General features: G+C 63.0%; 19 protein-coding genes and 2 pseudogenes. 16 read left to right on the top strand and 5 right to left on the bottom strand.

Annotated features, from left to right (window positions below):
- The first annotated feature begins 18 nt into the window (after positions 1–18).
- The 6 genes and pseudogenes from cobJ (at position 19) to QU481_RS23855 (ending at position 6617) form a co-directional block, all read left to right on the top strand.
- On the top strand, positions 19–1569 hold the full coding sequence (gene cobJ, locus QU481_RS10625) for a precorrin-3B C(17)-methyltransferase (protein WP_289829952.1): 1551 nt from the start codon (positions 19–21) through the stop codon (positions 1567–1569).
- Complete coding sequence (locus QU481_RS10620) at positions 1566–2666, top strand: CobW family GTP-binding protein (protein WP_289829951.1); 1101 nt, start codon at positions 1566–1568, stop codon at positions 2664–2666. The genes cobJ and QU481_RS10620 overlap by 4 nt, the downstream gene beginning before the upstream one ends.
- 13 nt (positions 2667–2679) lie before the next feature.
- The gene (gene cobO / locus QU481_RS10615; RefSeq protein ID WP_289829950.1) at positions 2680–3282 is read left to right on the top strand and encodes a cob(I)yrinic acid a,c-diamide adenosyltransferase; all 603 of its coding nucleotides are present in this window, start codon (positions 2680–2682) and stop codon (positions 3280–3282) included.
- 1 nt (position 3283) lies between these two features.
- Entirely contained in the window at positions 3284–4585 is a 1302-nt protein-coding gene (locus QU481_RS10610) for a cobyrinic acid a,c-diamide synthase CobB (protein ID WP_289829949.1), read from the top strand.
- A 213-nt stretch (positions 4586–4798) separates the two neighbouring features.
- Entirely contained in the window at positions 4799–5890 is a 1092-nt protein-coding gene (locus QU481_RS10605) for an NADH:ubiquinone reductase (Na(+)-transporting) subunit F (protein WP_289829948.1), read from the top strand.
- A gap of 125 nt (positions 5891–6015) precedes the next feature.
- Positions 6016–6617, top strand: a pseudogene (locus tag QU481_RS23855) (dioxygenase family protein).
- A gap of 327 nt (positions 6618–6944) precedes the next feature.
- On the opposite strand, the gene QU481_RS10590 reads toward QU481_RS23855, so the two are convergent.
- Positions 6945–7214: a hypothetical protein gene (locus QU481_RS10590; RefSeq protein ID WP_289829945.1), complete on the bottom strand. Its 270-nt coding sequence runs from the start codon at positions 7212–7214 to the stop codon at positions 6945–6947.
- Positions 7215–7413: 199 nt separating this feature from the next.
- On the opposite strand from QU481_RS10590, the gene QU481_RS10585 reads away from it, so the two are divergent.
- Together QU481_RS10585 and QU481_RS10580 are read left to right on the top strand one after the other, a co-directional pair.
- A complete protein-coding gene (locus QU481_RS10585) occupies positions 7414–8025 on the top strand; it encodes an Ivy family c-type lysozyme inhibitor (protein ID WP_289829944.1) in 612 nt (203 codons plus the stop codon).
- Between the two features lie 143 nt (positions 8026–8168).
- Positions 8169–8783, top strand: a complete 615-nt coding sequence (locus QU481_RS10580) for an SAM-dependent methyltransferase (RefSeq protein ID WP_289829943.1) — start codon at positions 8169–8171, stop codon at positions 8781–8783.
- A gap of 53 nt (positions 8784–8836) precedes the next feature.
- Here the strand turns inward: QU481_RS10580 and QU481_RS10575 are convergent, their stop codons facing one another.
- The gene (locus tag QU481_RS10575; protein WP_289829942.1) at positions 8837–9799 is read right to left on the bottom strand and encodes an NAD(P)/FAD-dependent oxidoreductase; all 963 of its coding nucleotides are present in this window, start codon (positions 9797–9799) and stop codon (positions 8837–8839) included.
- Between the two features lie 126 nt (positions 9800–9925).
- Between QU481_RS10575 and QU481_RS10570 the strand changes: the two genes are divergently transcribed.
- The 7 genes and pseudogenes from QU481_RS10570 to QU481_RS10540 all read left to right on the top strand — a co-directional run bounded on the left by QU481_RS10570 (position 9926) and on the right by QU481_RS10540 (position 15478).
- Positions 9926–11032: an AI-2E family transporter gene (locus QU481_RS10570; protein ID WP_289829941.1), complete on the top strand. Its 1107-nt coding sequence runs from the start codon at positions 9926–9928 to the stop codon at positions 11030–11032.
- 115 nt (positions 11033–11147) lie between these two features.
- A complete protein-coding gene (locus tag QU481_RS10565) occupies positions 11148–11345 on the top strand; it encodes a YMGG-like glycine zipper-containing protein (protein ID WP_435381979.1) in 198 nt (65 codons plus the stop codon).
- Between the two features lie 111 nt (positions 11346–11456).
- Positions 11457–12827, top strand: coding sequence for a deoxyguanosinetriphosphate triphosphohydrolase (locus tag QU481_RS10560; RefSeq protein WP_289829939.1), 1371 nt, complete (start codon positions 11457–11459; stop codon positions 12825–12827).
- Between the two features lie 43 nt (positions 12828–12870).
- Entirely contained in the window at positions 12871–13761 is an 891-nt protein-coding gene (locus QU481_RS10555; RefSeq protein WP_289829938.1) for an AEC family transporter, read from the top strand.
- A 55-nt stretch (positions 13762–13816) separates the two neighbouring features.
- Complete coding sequence (locus QU481_RS10550; protein ID WP_289829937.1) at positions 13817–14467, top strand: histidine phosphatase family protein; 651 nt, start codon at positions 13817–13819, stop codon at positions 14465–14467.
- A gap of 19 nt (positions 14468–14486) precedes the next feature.
- On the top strand, positions 14487–14885 hold the full coding sequence (gene msrB, locus QU481_RS10545) for a peptide-methionine (R)-S-oxide reductase MsrB (RefSeq protein WP_289829936.1): 399 nt from the start codon (positions 14487–14489) through the stop codon (positions 14883–14885).
- Positions 14886–14968: 83 nt separating this feature from the next.
- Positions 14969–15478: pseudogene (locus QU481_RS10540) on the top strand (FMN-binding negative transcriptional regulator).
- A gap of 144 nt (positions 15479–15622) precedes the next feature.
- Here the strand turns inward: QU481_RS10540 and QU481_RS10535 are convergent.
- The gene (locus QU481_RS10535) at positions 15623–15826 is read right to left on the bottom strand and encodes a cold-shock protein (RefSeq protein ID WP_289829935.1); all 204 of its coding nucleotides are present in this window, start codon (positions 15824–15826) and stop codon (positions 15623–15625) included.
- A 185-nt stretch (positions 15827–16011) separates the two neighbouring features.
- On the opposite strand from QU481_RS10535, the gene QU481_RS10530 reads away from it, so the two are divergent.
- Entirely contained in the window at positions 16012–16365 is a 354-nt protein-coding gene (locus QU481_RS10530) for a YkgJ family cysteine cluster protein (protein ID WP_289829934.1), read from the top strand.
- Positions 16366–16472: 107 nt separating this feature from the next.
- Here QU481_RS10530 and QU481_RS10525 read toward each other — a convergent pair whose 3' ends face one another.
- Together QU481_RS10525 and aspA are read right to left on the bottom strand one after the other, a co-directional pair.
- Positions 16473–16682, bottom strand: coding sequence for a hypothetical protein (locus QU481_RS10525; RefSeq protein WP_289829933.1), 210 nt, complete (start codon positions 16680–16682; stop codon positions 16473–16475).
- 58 nt (positions 16683–16740) lie between these two features.
- Complete coding sequence (gene aspA, locus QU481_RS10520; protein WP_289829932.1) at positions 16741–18168, bottom strand: aspartate ammonia-lyase; 1428 nt, start codon at positions 18166–18168, stop codon at positions 16741–16743.
- Positions 18169–18240 lie beyond the last annotated feature (72 nt).

Below are 18240 nucleotides of genomic sequence, written 5' to 3'. Positions count from 1 at the left end.
GACATACGGAAAGCATTGATGAACGGCAAACTCTACCTGGTCTCCGTCGGCCCCGGCACCGCCGAGCTGATCCCGCCGATGGTGAAGGACGCCCTCGCCGCAAGCGAGGTGATCGTGTCCTACGACCTCTACCTGACCTGGATTCAGCCCTGGATCGCCGGCAAGGACATCCGCACCTTGCCGCTGACGCAGGAGCGCGAGCGCGCCCGCCTCGCGCTGGAAGAAGCGCGCGCTGGCAAGACGGTAGCGCTGATCTCCAGCGGCGACATCGGCATCTACGCGATGGCCACGCTCGCCTACGAGGACATGCTGGAGACCGACAGTTTCGACGTACAACTGATCCCCGGCATCACCTCGGCCAACGCCTGCGCCTCGCTGCTCGGCGCACCGCTGTCGCACGACTTCGCCACGCTGAGCCTGTCCGACCTGCTGTGCCCCTGGGAGTGGATCGAGAAGCGCGCCCGCCACATCGCCGAGGCCGACCTCGCCGCGGTGTTCTACAACGTACAGAGCCGCCAGCGCCAGGAAGGCGTATACCGCATTCTCGACATCATGCTGGAGCACAAGCGCCCCGAGACGCTGTGCGGCATCGTGCACAATGCCTACCGCGAGGGCCAGACGGTCGAGGTGGTCACGTTGGCCGAACTGCGCACCCGCCGTTTCAACATGCTGACCAGCCTCGTCATCGGCAACCGTTTCACCAAGCGAAAGCGCAACTGGATCTACTCGCCGCGCGGCTACGGCAACTGGGATGATACGCCGGACACGGTAAAGGCCGACGCGCTGCCCGACGGCGCGGTATGGGTGTTCTCCGGCACCAGCGACGGCAACGCGCTCTCGCGCGAGATCGCCGCGGCCGGCCACCAAGTCGTCGTATCGAGCGCCACCGACTACGGCGCTGAGCTGGTGGCCCAAAACTGCCCGGGCCTGACCACCGTCGCCGGCCGGCTCGGCGTCGAGCGTCGCCGCGAGCTGCTGCGCGAAACCGGCGCACGCGCCATCGTCGACGCGACCCACCCGTTCGCCACCGACATGTCGCAGCAGCTGATTGCGCTGGCCGACGAGCTGTCGCTGCCCTACCAGCGCTACGAGCGCCCGAGCAGCGTCGACGCCGCCCAGGCCGACCACGTCCACCATGCCGCGACGATGGACGACGCCGCAAAGCTCGCGATGCGCCTCGGCCAACATGTCTTCCTCGCCACCGGCAGCAAGGACCTGGTGCGCTTCGCCAAGGCCGACGGCGCGGCCGAACGCCAGTGGTTCGTGCGCCTGGCGCCGGACCCGCAGCACCTGCAGCGCGCCATCGACGCCGGCATCCCGCGCGCCCACCTCGTCGCCATGCAAGGGCCGTTCTCGCAGGCCGCCAACGAGACCTTGTGGCGCGACTGGGCCATCGACTGCGTGGTAACCAAGGACTCGGGCGATGCCGGCGGCTACCGGGCCAAGGCGAATGCCGCCGCCGCGCTCGGCATCCCGCTTATCGTGGTCGACCGCCCCCGCGTCGACTACCCGGCCGTGGCGTCCGATTTCGCCGGCGTGCTGACGACCCTCGCGGAGCTGCCGGCATGAGCGCGCCGCGCATCCCGGTCACCGTCGTCACCGGCTTCCTCGGCGCCGGCAAGACCACGCTGCTGTCGAACCTGATTCGTGACAGCAAGCAGCGCCGGCTGGCGATCCTGGTCAACGAGTTCGGCGAGGTATCGATCGACGGCGCGCTGTTGCGCGGCGAAGGCGGTGGCGCCGAGATCCACGACCTGTCCAATGGACTGGTCGCCTACGACGACGACGCGGACTTCCTGCCGACGATGCAGGCGCTGTGGCAGCGCCGCAGCGTGATCGACCACGTGCTGATCGAGACCTCGGGCCTGGCGCTGCCGTCGGCGGTGATGGAACAGCTGCAGGGCGAGGCGCTGGCGCCGTATTTCGTGCTCGACGCGACGCTGGCGGTGGTCGACACCCCGCTGCTGTTGGACGGTGGCTTCGGCCAAGCTTCGAGCGATGAGCGAGCCGTCGACGCCTCGGTCGCCGAGCTGTTCGAACTGCAGCTGGCCAACGCCGACATCGTGGTGCTAAACAAGATCGATGGCCTTGACGACGACGCACTGCTATCGGCCGAAGCCCGCGTGCGCGAGCTCGCGCCGTCGATCCGCTTCATCGAGCTGGCCTACGACGCGAAACTCGACACCCGGCTGACGCTGGGCCTACACCTGCACGAGCCAGCCAACACCGCACACCGCCACTACGGCCCGATGGCGACGATGCCAGGGCTGGCCATGCGCCCGCTCGCCAACCAGGTCCTCTTGGACGGCCACAGCCACAGCGGGCTCGGCGCGCACAGCCACGGCCTCGCCACCCACAAGCATTTCCACGAGCAGGACCCGGGCTGGCAGTCGTTCATGATCCGCAGCAAGGAAACACAGCACCCCGACACGCTGCGCGATGCCGTCGCGGCGCTGGCCCGCAGCGAACCGATCCTGCGCGTGAAGGGTTTCGCGCCCACCGAGGGCGGGCGGCTGCTGATCCAGGCGGTGCGCAATCGGGTCGAAGCGCGCGTCGATGAGACCGCGTCGGCAAAGCAGGCGCAGCTCGTCTTCATCGGCTACCACCCTAGCCGGCCTCGCCTCGTGGAGCAGCTAAGAGAGCTGACCGGCACGATCTGGCATTAACCAAGGAATTGTCATGAAAACCGACCACGAATCGCACCAGCGCATGACCGAGCGGCGCAAGGCCGGCTTCGAGAAGAAAAAGGCCGCCGCCACCAAGGAAAAGGGCCTGTTGATCGTCAACACTGGCACCGGCAAGGGCAAGAGTTCGGCCGCGTTCGGCATGGGCCTGCGCGTGGTGGGCCACGGTATGCGCCTCGGCGTCGTGCAGTTCATCAAGGGCGCGCTGCACACCGCCGAGCGCGACCTGTTGGGTGGTTTCGACAACTGCGACTTCCTGACGATGGGCGAAGGCTACACCTGGAACACGCAGGACCGCGACGCCGACGTCGCGACCGCCCGCCGTGGCTGGGACGAAGCGCGCCGCATGATCGAAAGTGACGAGTACGACATGGTGATCCTCGACGAACTGAACATCGTGCTGAAGTACGAGTACCTGCCGCTAGCCGAGGTGCTTGCGGTATTCGCGGCCCGTTCGCCCGACCTGCACGTGGTCGTCACCGGCCGCCACGCGCCCGAGGCGCTGCTCGAGGCGGCCGACCTCGTCACCGAGATGCGCCTCGTCAAGCACCCCTACCGAGAGCAGGGCATCAAGGCGCAACAGGGCGTCGAGTACTGAGATGGTCGCCGACGCCGTCCGCCGCTGCCCGGCGCTGTTCCTCACCGCGCCAGCCTCGCATCAAGGCAAGACCACGCTGACCGCCGGCCTCGCGCGCTACCACCGCGACCAAGGCCGCGTCGTTCGCGTGTTCAAGACTGGACCGGACTATCTCGACCCCTACATTCTGGAGAAAGCATCGGGCAACCCGGTCTATTCGCTCGACCTGTGGATGACCGGTGAGACCGACTGCCGCCGCCGGCTGTACGACGCGGCCGGCGGTGCCGACCTGATCCTGATCGAGGGCAGCATGGGGCTGTTCGACGGCACGCCCTCGAGCGCCGACCTCGCCGAAACCTTCGGCGTGCCGGTGCTGCCCGTGATCGACACGACCGGCATGGCGCAGACCTTCGCGGCCATCGCACACGGTCTCGCCAGCTTCCGCCCCAGCCTACCGTTCCACGGTGTATTGGCCAATCGCGTCGCCAGCGCCCGCCATGCCGAAATGCTGCTCGAAGCGCTACCGCCCACATTGCGCTGCCTGGGTACGGTAATGCGCGACGACGCGATGACGCTACCTGAGCGCCACTTGGGGCTGGTGCCGGCGCAGGAGATCGACGATCTGGAGCTACGCCTGCAGCAGGCCGCCGCGCGGATTGCCACGACAGCGCTTACCGAGTTGCCACCACCTATCGCTTTTCGGCCGGCCTCGACCGAAGTGCTGCCACCGCTCTTGGCCGGCGTGCGCATCGCCATCGCCCACGACAAGGCGTTCTCCTTCCTCTATCCGGCCAACCTGCAGCTATTGACCGAACTCGGCGCCGAGCTCGCATTCTTCTCGCCGCTGGCCGACGAGGAGTTGCCGCCCGCCGACGCGGTCTACCTGCCAGGCGGCTACCCGGAGCTGCACCTTGCCGCCCTTTCGACCAACGTTCGCACCCGCGATTCGCTACGTGCTCACGTCGCGGCCGGCAAGTCGCTCTATGCCGAGTGCGGCGGCATGCTTTACCTGCTCGACAAGCTGACCGACAAGCTTGGCCAGAGTGGCCAGATGCTTGGCCTACTGCCAGGCCACGCCACATTGGGGCGACGCCTTGCCGGGTTGGGGTTGCAATCGGTGACACTAGGCGGCCAGACGCTACGCGGCCATACTTTCCACTACACCACCACCACCACCCCGCTCGCCCCCATTGCCCATGCACAGAGGGCCAGCGGCAGTGGGCAAGGTGAAGCGGTCTATCGGCACGGCAGCATCGTCGCGAGCTATCTGCACGCCTACTTCCCCTCCAACCCGGTGGCGACGGCATCGCTGTTTAAGCCGTAACTCGGCACGGGTGCAGCAATTGATCATTTGGTGAATTGCGCAAGCGAATTTCACCATTTCATCTCATGATGCCGACGCCCGCCCTACGCCCATCCACACCAGCTCTGTTCTTTCATCTCTCCTCGCCTTGGTACGGTTGATGCTTATTGCCCAGTGACAGCACGCAATATCGCTGTGCACAAGCTAGACGGACACCAGCAACGGGGCGAGAAGATGAAAACGGACAAACAACAAAGGACGAGCGATCACCGCCTGACCATCGAGCCCCTGGGGCAGACCATCGATGTCGAAGAGGATCAGACCCTGCTCGCCGCCTGCCTGCGCAATGGCGTGTGGCTGCCGCACGCCTGCGGCCACGGCCTGTGCGGCATCTGCAAGGTGCAGACGCTGGACGGCGACCTGGAGCATGGCGAGGCCTCGCCGTTTTCGCTGATGGACTTCGAGCGCGACGAGGGCAAATGCCTGGCCTGCTGCGCGACGATGATGTCCGATATGACGATCGAGGCCGACATCGAGCCGGCCCCGGACGCGCAATACCTGCCGTTGATGGACTTTACCGCCAGCGTCAGCCGCATCGAGGACCTGCCGCCGACCATCAAGGGGGGTTCCTTGCCATCAACAGTGCCAAACCGCTGCGTTTCCAGCCCGGCCAGTACGTCAGTCAACCTGTGGATCGGCGACGAGACTACGCCGCGCGCGTTCTCGATTGCGTCAGCGCCGTCGGCCGGCGAGATCGAGCTCAATATCCGCCACGTGCCGATCGGCAAGGTCACCAGCTACATCCACGGACAGCTAGCGGTTAGCGAAGAGGTACGGTTGCCAGGCCCGCTCGGGCGCTTCTTCGTACGCAAGAGCGACCCGCGCCCGCTGCTGTTCATGGCTGGCGGCTCCGGGCTGTCGAACCCACGCTCGATGATCCTCGACCTGCTCGAGTCCGGCGACTCCCGCCCGATCACGCTGATCCAGGGCACACGCAACGGAGGCGAGCTCTACTACCGCGCCGAATTCAAAAGCCTGGCCGAACGCCACGCCAACTTCCACTACCTGCCGGTGCTATCGGGCGAGGCTGACGACTCGGGCTGGAGCGGAGATCGCGGCTACGTACACGAACTGGCGGCACGCCACTACAACCACGACTTCCGCGGTTGGCGCGCCTACCTGTGCGAACCGCCACCGATGATCGAGGCGTGCATCGCCACGCTGATGCAAGGGCGGCTGTTCGAGAAGGACATTTTCACCGAGAAGTTCCTGTCGGCCGCTGACGCTAGCCAGGGCACGCGCAGCCCGCTGTTCCGCTCGCTGTAGCTCGGCACGGACCCACATCCCGTGAACTCCAGTGACGAGACAGGCACTTGACCTGCGCATGGACGAAGCTAAAGCCAAAGCAGGCATCGAAGGGGGCACGCCACGAACCATCGAAGGTCCGCTCTATGTGGCCGGTGCCCCGGTCTGTCACGGCGAGGCGCCGCCTAGACGATGGCAGCGACGACGGCGAAGTGTTGCTGATGCAGGGCCAGGCGCTGACCGTGGGCGGCAAGCCGCTCGCCAACGCCCAGGTGGAGGTATGGCATGCCAATTCGCTCGGCAACTACTCCTATTTCGACAGCGCGCAAAGTGCCTTCAATCTGCGCCGCACCATCGTCACCGACGCCGAAGGGCGCTACCGCTTCCGCAGCATCATGCCGGTCGGCTATAGCGTACCGCGGGCGGCGCCACCGACCGCCTGCTGAAAATGCTGGATCGCCACGGCACCCGCCCGGCGCACATCCACTTCTTCGTGTCTGCCGAGGGCCATCGCAAGCTGACCACCCAGATCAACATCGACGGCGACCCGTACCTGTGGGACGACTTCGCCTTCGCCACCCGCGAAGGTCTGGTGCCCGCAGTAGCCAAAGTCACTGATACGCAGGCGATGCAAGCTCTGGGGGTGAACAAGCCCTTCTCGTTAATCGAGTTCAACTTCACTCTGCACCCCGACAAGGCCGATGCCCCGGCCGCGGAAGTGGCCCGCCCCCGCGCCGTCGCGGCATAAGCCCTACAACCCCGGGCTCTTCATCGGCCGAGGAAGCCCGGGGTTCTGTGTTGCACGCCTAGTGTCGCGCCCCGGCTTCAAGCTCCATGCAACCGCCGCAGCTATGACAAGAACCGGCCGGTGAACATCGGCGGCAACTCGGCAATCTGCACAGCTATCTCCCATCCAAGCCGCAGGCCGTGGGCACTGTTCCGGCCCTAGCTAACAGTTAATCGATGACGTGCCGCAGGGCGCAGGCGGTTTCTGACGCGCCAATGACAACGGCCGGCCGCGGCAGGGATTGCTCCTTGCCACGGCCGGCCGCTTCATTACCGGCAACTGCCGAGATTAGCTGGCCAGACCTTTCTTGATCAGCTCGGCGACCAGGTCGTTCATGCTGATCTGACGCTCGGTCGCCAGAGCCTGCAGCTGGCCGACCAGTTCGCTGTTGAGCTTAACGGCGAATGGCATCAGGCCCAGCGCCTGGTCGAGTTTGCGCTGTTCGCGCTTATCGAGCACCGAGCCCGCGTCCTGGCCAAATCGTGCCGGAACGGCTTTGTTCTTCATCTGGCCATTGATCTTGAGGCCTTTGTTCTTTTCCAGGTCGGTTCTTTTCATGGCGGGTTCCTTGATTAATCGACCATTCTACCCTGTGCCGGCCTACCAAGTCGTACATCCTGGCCCATGACGTTTTGTGACGACACGTTTCCTTTCTGTAGAAGCTCTGGCGAACCTATCGCACAAGTTCTAGTCTTCTTAACTATCCGCTCGAAACCCAGGACCTCCGATGATCCGAACTATCCCACTGCTGCTCGTCATGCTGGCCTCCGCCACCGCACTGACCGCCTGCGGCAAACAGGACACCGCCAAAGTCCAGGAAGCGGCCTCCTCTGCCATCGGCGAGACTCACAAAGCGCTACAAGCTGCCAGTACCCCGCTCGCCGACATCAAAAAAGAGGCCAGCACCGCCGCCTCCAAAGCCAAGCAAAAACTCGACGCGCTGGCGGCGTCCAGCCCGGCGATCGGCGGAGCCGTCGATTCGCTGAAAGGCATTGCCAAGGCGACCCAGAAGGCCGGCCAATGGGCTCTGCTGCAGACCGAAATCGGCAAATATCCGAACGACATCAAACTGTACGACAACAGCGCGATTACGCCTGATCTTAAGGCGCTGCTCGGCGACAAGTTCGCTACCTTTAAGAAGAACATGGAGGTCTCGGGGCCACTGCAACGCGAGCGCATCCTCTACGTGCTGGGCAATCGCAAACACCATGGTGGCAAGGACGCAGCCTACCTGCTGATCGATACCGAGAATCAGAAGCTCGAAGTGGGTCTCTGGGAGAAAGGCAAGCTCACCACCTACGCAAGCCCTGGCGAGCCGCTGTTCAAACCAAAGGATGTGTTGACCACGATCCAGAATAACCAGGGTTGAGCGATTTAACGGTGCAAGCCTATATAGCTCTCACTCCACTCGATCACGGCCCCTTTGGGGCCGTCATTACATCGGTTTCCGCTCGCCCCTCATCGATGAGGCGTGCTAGTCTGCGCAAAACTGTCCTGTCTGGAAGCTGCACCATGAGCGACGCCGCCCTGTTCTGGAACCCCAAATTCTCCGCCAGCGACTACGTCTACGGCACCGACCCCAACGACTTTCTGCGCCAGCATTCTCACAAGCTACCGGCTGGCGGCGCCGTCCTAAGCCTCGGCGAAGGCGAAGGCCGCAACGCGGTCTATCTCGCCGAGCAAGGCTTTACCGTCACCGCACTCGATGCCGCCACGGCAGGCCTGATCAAGGTCAGCAAGTTGGCCGAACGTCGTGCGGTCTCGGTGAAGACGCTGCATGCCGACCTGAACCAGTACAAGATCGCGCCGGGAATATGGCACGGCATCGTGTCGGTGTTCTGCCATCTGCCGGCCGAATTGCGTGCCCGGGTGCTGCGCGAGGCGGTTGCCGGCCTGGTACCGGGTGGGATGCTGCTGATGGAAGGCTACACGCCGCGCCAGCTGGCCTTTGGCAGCGGCGGCCCGAAGGACATCGATCTACTGTTGGAGCCGGACGCCATATTCGCAGAATTGGAGGGCTTGGAGTTGCTGCACTTTGCCGAGGTACAACGCATCGTTCAGGAAGGCCGGCTTCACACCGGCATGGCGGCGGTATTGCAGGTCGTAGCCCGAAAACCGCTTGCCTGACCCCATTGCCTTTGCCAGCCTGGCCGAGTCGGCGATTCGGTCAGGGCTGCACGCTATCCCTGCAGGATCCGTTCTGCCAACTGGCGTCCGCTCAGGAACGCCGCTTCGACCCGCGCTCCCAACATACCGTCGCCGCACACCCCTAAGCGCAAGGTCGAATCCCACAGATACGGCTCTCCCATCGGATGAGTGACTCGTGCATACAACCACCGGTGGACACTTGACAGTGTCAGCGGCGTGCCGCCAAGCAGCTCGTCGGCCGCCCGCATCAATGTCTGTGCTACCCAGTCCTGCGCATGACTGCGATGTGCCTCAGACCAAGCGGCGCTCGCATGGGCCACCCAGGCCGGTACGCCATTGCGCCCTGGTTTCGAGTGGTTGTTCGCCAGCCACGACAACGGGTTGCCATCGCAGACGAAAGCAGCGTCCCAACCACTGTCCAACCCCTCTTCGGCCTCCAGCATCACGCTCCAACATGGAGCGTACTGCACCTTACCAAGCAAGGTCGCGAAGCGATGCACGCTGTTGAGCAGGGTCACTGCTTGCGGGGCAGGCACGGCCAGCACCAATGAGCTGGCTGGATAGGTTTCGCCGTTTTCCAGCGTAATCCGCCAGCTATCCCCGGTAGGCATCAACGCCACCACACGGCTTTGCGTCATTACATGCAGTCCTTCGGCCAAGGTATGACCGAGACAACTCATCGACGGCACCGCCACATAGCGCACCACATCGCGAGCGGGGCAGATGCCTTCGGCGCCGATTTCGACAAAGCGGGCATTCCAGGGCAGTACCAGTCCGGCTTCACGCCAACCAGCCACCGTGTCGCGAAACGCATCGCTACGCACGGTGAAATACTGAGCACCGTGATCAAACGCCGCCGTTTCAGTCCGACGCGTTGCCAGTCGGCCACCGAAACCGCGATTGCGTTCGAAAACGCGCACCGACTGCCCGGCCGCAGCCAGTTCCCGGGCCACCGTCAAACCGGCGAGGCCCGCACCGATCACTGCCGTTACCATGGACTCTCTCCTTTGTCTGACTGCTGCTGTTGTAGACGAAAAAAGCGCGCAATGGTGCCCTAATATCCGAAATTTATTCGAGCCAAGCTAGAATGCGGCATTTCTATGACAGCCTCCGGAGTCGGGATGCAAGCCCCCAAGTGGTCACAACAGCGGCTTTCGCTGGAAAGCCTGGTACGCGCGGTACTGGTCCTGCTTTTGGCATTCGCCTGCTTCAAGGTATTGCAGCCCTTTCTGGGCGCGCTGCTCTGGGCCGGCATCATCGCCATTTCGGCATGGCCGGCCTACAATTGGCTGCGCGGCAAGCTGGGCAACCGCTCCAAACTGGCAGCACTACTCATCATCCTGTTACTGGCCATCGCCTTTGTCGTTCCCTTGACCTTCATGGCGGTGTCGATCGCCGATTTTGTCCCATCGAAAAGCGTGATCAGCGGCGGCCTCGGCAGTTTCAAGATCCCCAGCCCGCCAAGCTGGCTAGCCGGTATCCCGCTGGTTGGCGACCAGGCCATCCAACTTTGGCAGACCGCGCAGACCGACCTCCCCGGCCTCCTGGAGCATTTCAAGCCCATGCTCGACGACGTCGGCAGCTGGCTGCTCGCGCAAGGCGCCCAGATGGGCAAGGGCCTGGTCGAGATCATGCTCGCCATGGTGATCGCCGGCCTGTTTCTGGTCGCCGGGGATACGCTCTGGAGCGGTTTCGGCCGGATGATAGCCAAACTTGGCGGCCACATGCACGACGACCTGCCGGAGCTGGTCGCGCGCACAGTGCGCGGCGTCACCACCGGCGTAGTCGGTACCGCGCTCGCTCAGGCACTGTTGACCGTGATCGGCGTGGCGATCACCGGCGTGTCCGGCGTGATGCTGATCGGTTTCCTGTGTTTCCTGGTGGCGATAGCCCAATTGCCGACCTTGATCGTATGGGCACCCATAGTCGCCTGGCTGGCGTTCAAGGGACAGACCGGCATGGCGGTTTTCCTCGGCCTGTGGGGGCTGCTGCTGGTCAACTCGATCGACAACTTCCTCAAGCCCTACCTGATCAGTCACGGCGCCCGGTTACCGCTGTCGCTGATTTTCCTTGGCGTGATCGGCGGTCTGCTCAGCATGGGGCTGATCGGCCTGTTCATCGGCCCGACCCTGCTCGCCGTTGCCTACCGCTTGATCGGCCGCTGGCTCAACGCCCCGGCTCCGGCCGACCCGCCGGATGAACAGCCGGCTGCACCGGAGCAGAAGTAATCACGCATAAAACTTCTTAACACTTTATCCGGGCCATTTAACAGTCTTGCATGCCCCCTGCGATAAACTCCGATTATCAAGTTGCGATAAACGCAGAGGCTCCGTAATGAAACAGATGTTGAAAACTATCATGCTCGGCGCGGCACTGGCCGCCATGGTCACCGGCTGTGCCGACATGAACCAGCGCCAGCGCAACACCGCGATCGGTGCTGGCGCCGGCGCGGTACTCGGCTCGGTGCTAACCAATGGTGACTCACTCGGCACCCTCGGTGGGGCTGCCGTCGGTGGCATAATCGGCCATCAAACCCGCTAAGCGACCCAGAGTCGTTCCCCACAGGGGCTGGCAGTAATGCCAGCCCCTGTTCGTTTTTAAGCACCACCAAGCTGGTATGATGGGTCATCTGCGACCACACCACACCGTCCGATGAGCCCGACTCCCACCGTGATGAACTGGCCCGCGCTGCTATCCAGCAAACGCTTCAAGACCGTCGCCGGCGTGGTTCGGCCTACCAGTACACCGGCCACCAACGAAGGCGCCCCAGGCCTGCGCAGCGACTTTCACATCGACCACGACCGCGTGGTGTTCTCCACCGCCTTCCGCCGCCTGGGCCGCAAGACCCAAGTACACCCGCTGGCCCAGCACGATCACACGCACAACCGCCTCACCCACAGCGTGGAAGTGGCCAGTGTCGGCCGCAGCCTGGGCAACCGGGTGGGTGTGATGCTGGAACACGGTGGCTTTCTGCCGGATGGTTACACGCCGTTCGACATCGGCGCGGTGGTGCAGGTGGCCTGCCTCGCCCACGACATCGGTAACCCGCCGTTCGGCCATACCGGCGAGGACGCGCTGCGCGAATGGTTCCGCGACCCGGCCCATTCGCCGTTCCTGTATGACCTGACCCCGCAGCAGGCACGCGATGTCACCACCTATGAGGGCAACGCCCACGGCCTGCGTATGGTCGCCTCGCTCGAGATGTACGCTGGCGAAGGGGGCATGCGGCTGACCGCTGCGGCGATCGGCGCGCTGATCAAATACCCGTGGACCTCGGACGCACAGCCGGCGTACGAGCGCGACAAGTTCAACATCTACCAGGCCGAACGCCCCTACTTCGAAGCGGTTGCGGCCGAGCTCGGCCTGCTGCGCCGCGCCGACAACCAGTGGTGCCGCCACCCGCTGTCCTATCTGATGGAAGCAGCCGACGACATCTGCTATGCCATCCTCGACCTGGAAGACGCGGTAGAGATCGGCATCCTTGACGTACGCGAGTTCGAAAGCCTGTTCTCGTCGCTGGGCGAGGTGGAACGCGCTTGGGCCAATCACAGCACCCGCCAGAAATGCGCTACCATCCGCGGTGTCGCCATTGGTCGCTGCGTCAGCGAGGTGGCGGAGAAATTTATGCTGCACCAGCCGGCGTTGCTGGCCGGTGCATTCCAAGGCAAGGACCTGATCGACGTGTGCGAGCCCCAGCTGCGCGACACGCTGCTCGAAGCCAAGCGCATCGCCAGCCAGCGGATCTACAACCACCGCAGCAAGCTGATCACCGAGATTGCCTCCTTCCCCTGCCTGGGCACCCTGCTCGATATCCTGGTTCCGGCGGTGCATATGCGTGTCACCGCGCAGGAAGAGCTGACCTCGCGCCAGAAACTGGCGCTGGGCTTGCTGGCCGATACCCCCATCGATGCCGGCGACACGCTCTACAGCGCCTACATGAAGGTGCTGGATCTCGTCGGCAGCATGACCGACAACGCTGCGGCCAACCTGGCGCGCGAGCTGTCCGGCGTCGGTATCCTTTAAACTCAGCCCATCCCGGTCGCGATGTAGCGCCCGGCCACTCACCATGTTCGAACGCATCCTCTTCATCATCCTGCCAGTCCTGCTGATCGTGCTGACCGGCTGGCTATACGCCCGGCGCCACCGCCCCGACATGAGCGCCGCCAACAAACTCAATATGGACGTCTGCGTCCCGCTCCTGCTGTTCTCGGTGCTGGCCGCCAAGGATTTCCATCTCGCCGAACAGTGGAAGATGCTGCCCGCCGCGCTCGGCATCGTGCTGCTGTCCGGCCTTCTGGCATGGCCGGCAGCACGGCTGCTCGGCTACTCGCCCCGCACACTGCTGCCGCCGTCGATGTTCAATAACTGCGGCAATATGGGCCTGCCTCTAGCGCTGCTGGCGTTCGGGCACGGCGGCTTCAACGGCTTCGTCGTGCTGTTCGTTGTGTCCAACCTGCTGCACTTCACCCTCGGCGCGGTGATTTTCGGCCAACGCGCCAGCCTGAAGGAGCTCGCCCGCAACCCCATCGTGCTGGCAACGCTGGCGGGTTTCGCCTGCGGCTTGGCCGGCCTCCACCTGCCCGACTGGCTGCTGCTACCGGTGAAGATGCTCGGCGACGTGTCGATCCCTCTAATGCTGTTTGCACTGGGGGTAAGGATGGTCGACGTGCACTGGGGTGGCTGGGGTCGAAGCCTGCTCGCCGGGGCGGTCTGCCCACTCACCGGACTGATCGCCGCTGCGGTATTGACGCCGTTGCTGCGGCTAGACAGCAATCAGATGGCCTTGGTATTCCTGTTTGGCGCGCTGCCGCCGGCGGTGCTCAACTTCCTGATGGCCGAACGCTATGTGCAGGAGCCCGACAAGATGGCGTCCATCGTGTTGGTCGGCAATCTGGTGAGCCTGCTATTCGTGCCGCTCGGCTTGTGGTTGGGGCTGAGCCGGGCGCTGGTGCTCTAAAAAGAGTTTCTTTTACCGTTGCCGACATCCGGCTCTGGCCTGCTATGATCGGCCCATGAGCTCCCTAGCCCCCACCCGTCTCTGCCTGGTTCGCCACGGCGAAACCAGCTGGAACCGCGAGCGCCGCCTGCAAGGCCAGCTCGATACCCCTTTGAATGTGCTCGGCCGCCAGCAGGCCCAGCGGGTGGCCGCACGGCTGGCCGATCTCGCCGGTACAGCTCCGTTTGCCGCCCTTTACAGCAGCGATCTGGAGCGCACCCGTGATACCGCCCAGCCGATCGCCGAACGGCTGGCTCTGGCCGTGCAACTGACGCCATCGCTACGCGAGCGCCACTTCGGCCAACTGCAAGGTCTGACCCCGGATCAGGCCGCCGAACAGCACCCGGCCCTGCAACTGGCCATGCAGCAGCGCGCCCTCGACAGCGACCTGGGGGGCGGCGAAACACTATCCACCTTGGCCGAACGATTGCGGCGTTTTCTCGGTCATATGCTGGAGCGCCACGCAGGCAGACAGGTCATCGTGGTCACTCATGGCGGCGTGCTCGATGTCATACGAAGACTGGCCACCGGCAAGACGCTCGACAGTCCGCGCGACTTCACCATCCCCAATGCCGCGCTCAACTGGATCTCGCACGACGGCCAAACATGGCAACTGGACGACTGGGCAGACGACCGCCACCTGCCGCAAGCCCTCGATGAAATCTGACCGATACCAGGAAACCACCATGAGCGATACCGTGCGCAAGAGCGATGCCGAATGGCAGGAACAGCTCACCCCCGAGCAATACCGCGTCACCCGTCAGGCCGGCACCGAGCGCCCGTTCAGCGGCGAGCATTACTACCGCAACGAAGAAGGCCAGTACCACTGCATCTGCTGCGACGCCCTTCTGTTTGAGTCCGGCACCAAGTTCGACGCCGGCTGCGGCTGGCCAAGCTTCTGGGAAGAAGCGGTGCCAGGCAGCATCGTCCGCCTGCGCGACACCAGCCACGGCATGGTCCGCGTTGAGGTCCGCTGTGCCCGCTGCGACGCCCACCTCGGCCATGTGTTCCCGGATGGCCCGGAGCCGACTGGCGAGCGTTATTGCATCAATTCGTTGGCGCTGAGCTTTACGCCAAAGGAATAGCTTTTGTAGCTGTAGGGTTCTAAGTTATTGAAAGTTTCGGACAAGTTAAAGGAGGCACGGTCCACGACCGAGCCTCTTTTTTTATGTCCACTCCTCCCCGAAGGAGCGGGAAGAATGGCTTGGATGCCAATCATCTTCCGTTCGAGCTTGTGGCAAATGAAGGTGAGTTAGGCGTGCTACGCGCTCATGTTGCACGCGCCAACCCCATATGACAGGACGTTTCGAACGATGACGTGGTGCTTGTGGTATTCCGGGCGGGAGATGCCTATATCTCCCCAAGCTGGTATCCAAGCAAGCATGAGACGCATCGACAGGCACCGACCTGAAACTACATGGTCGTCCATGCCCATGGGCATATTTGCTTTTATGAAGACGAGCACTTCTTGCGTGGCATCGTTGCCCACCTGACCAGAACTCAAGAGGCATCGCAGCCAGTGCCCTGGAAAATGACCGACGCGCCGAGGGACTACATTGATACCTTGCTGAAGTCGATCGTTGGCGTACAGATTGAGATCACACAACTAGTCGGCAAGGGCAAACTTGGCCAAGACGAGAAGCAGTCACCTGGGCGGCGTCAGTCCCGAGGCCTTTGAGCGAGCCTTTGAGCGAGCCTCTGCGTGAGGGTCGGGTGTGTCTACGGCTCTAGGGACAGTCCAGTGCCTCGGCCTAAGCTCGAACATAGCAGGGAAACAAAAACCCGGCACTCGCCGGGTTTTTTAAGATCCACTCGGTCTTGATTACAGGACCTGAATGTTCGAGGCTTGTTTGCCTTTCGGACCGGTGGTCACGTCGAAGCTCACCTTCTGGCCTTCCTGCAGCGACTTGAAACCACTAGAGTTGATAGCGGAGAAGTGCGCGAACAGGTCTTCGCCGCCGTCATCCGGGGTGATGAAGCCAAAACCTTTTGCATCGTTGAACCACTTCACGGTACCTGTTGCCATTGCGTAACTGTCCTGTAGTTAAAATGAGCAAGCGCTCAGGCCATATAATAGTCATCTACCATTGATCACTCAATCAATATCGACTGAACCAGCCTCGCTGAACCCCCATTGGCTCCTGACTCATCTACCGAGATGTTCGAGTGTCAGTAAACATGAAGGGGCACTCACATTGAGGAAGACAAGCAATGACGCCAACCAGTCAAAAAATCCGGTTCTTCCGAGAACGCATTCCATCGTTCGAATGCCAACCCGGCTGTCACGACTGCTGTGGGCCGGTGACCACCTCCACCGAGGAGATGGCGAGGCTACCGGTCAAGAGCGAGGAGGAGCATGAAGCGGCTCTGGCCAATCTGAGCTGCCCGCATCTCGGCGCCAAGGGGTGTCAAGTCTACGCAGAACGCCCGCTGATCTGCCGCCTGTTCGGAACGACGCCACGGCTGGCCTGCCCGAATGGCAAGCGACCCGAGGTGATGATCGATCCGAGAATAGAGCAGCAGATCCACCAGTTTTTTTCGGAGACACGCCATGTGCTTGTCTGATGGGAAATCAACATCGGCGACCTGATAGGGAAACGACCAATCTAACCGACGGTATGGCCATGTCGCCGCTTGCCCGCTACCCAACGTTTTACCTGAAGAAGTAACGCCTACTTGATGCGGTGTTCCGTCATCGCGTCGTTGACCATGTAGCCGCGCCCCGACAACGGGTCGGTCGGGCAAAGGCACTGTTCTAAATCGCTGGGAACACGTGCCATTTCGATGGCGACAGCCACTTTGATGAGCCGACGGCCTGGATATGGGCAAGTTGCCGCAGCAATCGAGAGGTGAACCGTCCACTGAAATGCAATGAGCCTCATTGCGAGGCTCATTGCTTAGCTAGCGTCTTCCCGGCCTCGAACCGGCCCTTTGGTACGCTTACGCTTTATCGTTCGCCGATGCCACCAGCGGCTCCAAGCGCGGCTGGGTCAGTGCCTCCGGCTTGAGCACAGCGTCCAGCTGCTCCCGGGTGAGCAAGCCTCGCGCCAGAACGATGTCGTAAACACCGCCGCCGGTAGCGTGGGCCTCAGCAGCGACATCGGTAGCCGCCGCATAACCGATGTACGGGTTGAGGGCGGTGACCAGACCGATCGAGTTTGCGACCAAAGCGCGAAGATGGTCGCGGTTGGCGGTAATCCCCTTTACGCAGTGCTCGGTCAGCGTGTGGCAGGCATTGATCAGGTGCCGCACGCTGCGGTACAGGCTGTAGGCGATCACCGGCTCGAACGCGTTCAGCTGCAGTTGACCGGCTTCGGCAGCCATCGTCACCGTCAGATCGTTGCCAATCACCTCGTATGCAACCTGGGTCACCACTTCCGGGATCACCGGGTTGACCTTGCCCGGCATGATCGACGAACCAGCCTGGCGTGCCGGCAGGTTGATCTCGCCAAACCCGGCGCGAGGGCCGCTGGAGAGCAAGCGCAGGTCGTTACACGTCTTGGACAGCTTGACCGCAACGCGTTTGAGCACACCGGACAGCTGCACGAAGGCACCGCAATCCTGGGTCGCTTCGATCAGGTTCGGCGCAGTGATCAGATCAATACCGGTAATGGCCGAAAGCTGCTTGCACACCAGCGGAGCATAGTCCGGATGCGCATTGATGCCGGTGCCGATGGCGGTAGCGCCCAGGTTGATCTCCAGCATCAGCGCACTCGCCTCGTTCAGCCGCAGCTCATCCTCCCCCATCATCACGGCATAGGTCATGAACTCCTGGCCGAGCGTCATTGGCACTGCATCCTGAAGCTGGGTACGCCCCATCTTGAGGATGTCCTTGAACTCTTCGGCCTTATCGGCAAATGCCTGACGCAAGACACTCATCGCCTGCAGCAACTGCTGTGCGCCGCTCCAGGTTGCGATTCGCAGCGCTGTCGGATAGACGTCATTGGTGGACTGGCCCATGTTGACGTGCTCGTTCGGGTGCAGGTGCTGGTATTCGCCCTTGTTGTGGCCCAGCAGCTCGAGCGCGCGGTTGGCGATCACCTCGTTGGCATTCATATTGGTCGAAGTGCCGGCGCCCCCCTGGATCACGTCGACCACGAATTGCTCGTGGAGCTTCCCTGCGCGGAGCTCTTCGCAAGCGGCAACGATCGCCTGAGTGCGACGGTCGTCCAGCAGCCCCAGGGCGTTGTTGGAAAGGGCCGCGGCCTGCTTGATCGCAGCCAGCGCATTGATCAACTCGGTGTAACTGGAGATGGCCTGTCCGGTGATCGGGAAATTCTCGATCGCGCGCAGCGTGTGCACGCCCCAATAGACTTCGGCCGGTACATCACGGTCGCCCAGCAAGTCGTGCTCAATTCGAGTGCTCATTACGTATTCGCCTTTTCAGAAGGGGTCCTGATTGAGCTGCACTGTAGGGGCGCTGGAACGTCTCTGACCAAT

Origin of the sequence: Crenobacter oryzisoli, assembly GCF_030385785.1 — a bacterium.
GTDB classification, from domain to species: domain Bacteria; phylum Pseudomonadota; class Gammaproteobacteria; order Burkholderiales; family Chromobacteriaceae; genus Crenobacter_A; species Crenobacter_A oryzisoli.
This window is presented reverse-complemented; position numbering and strand designations above follow the sequence as displayed.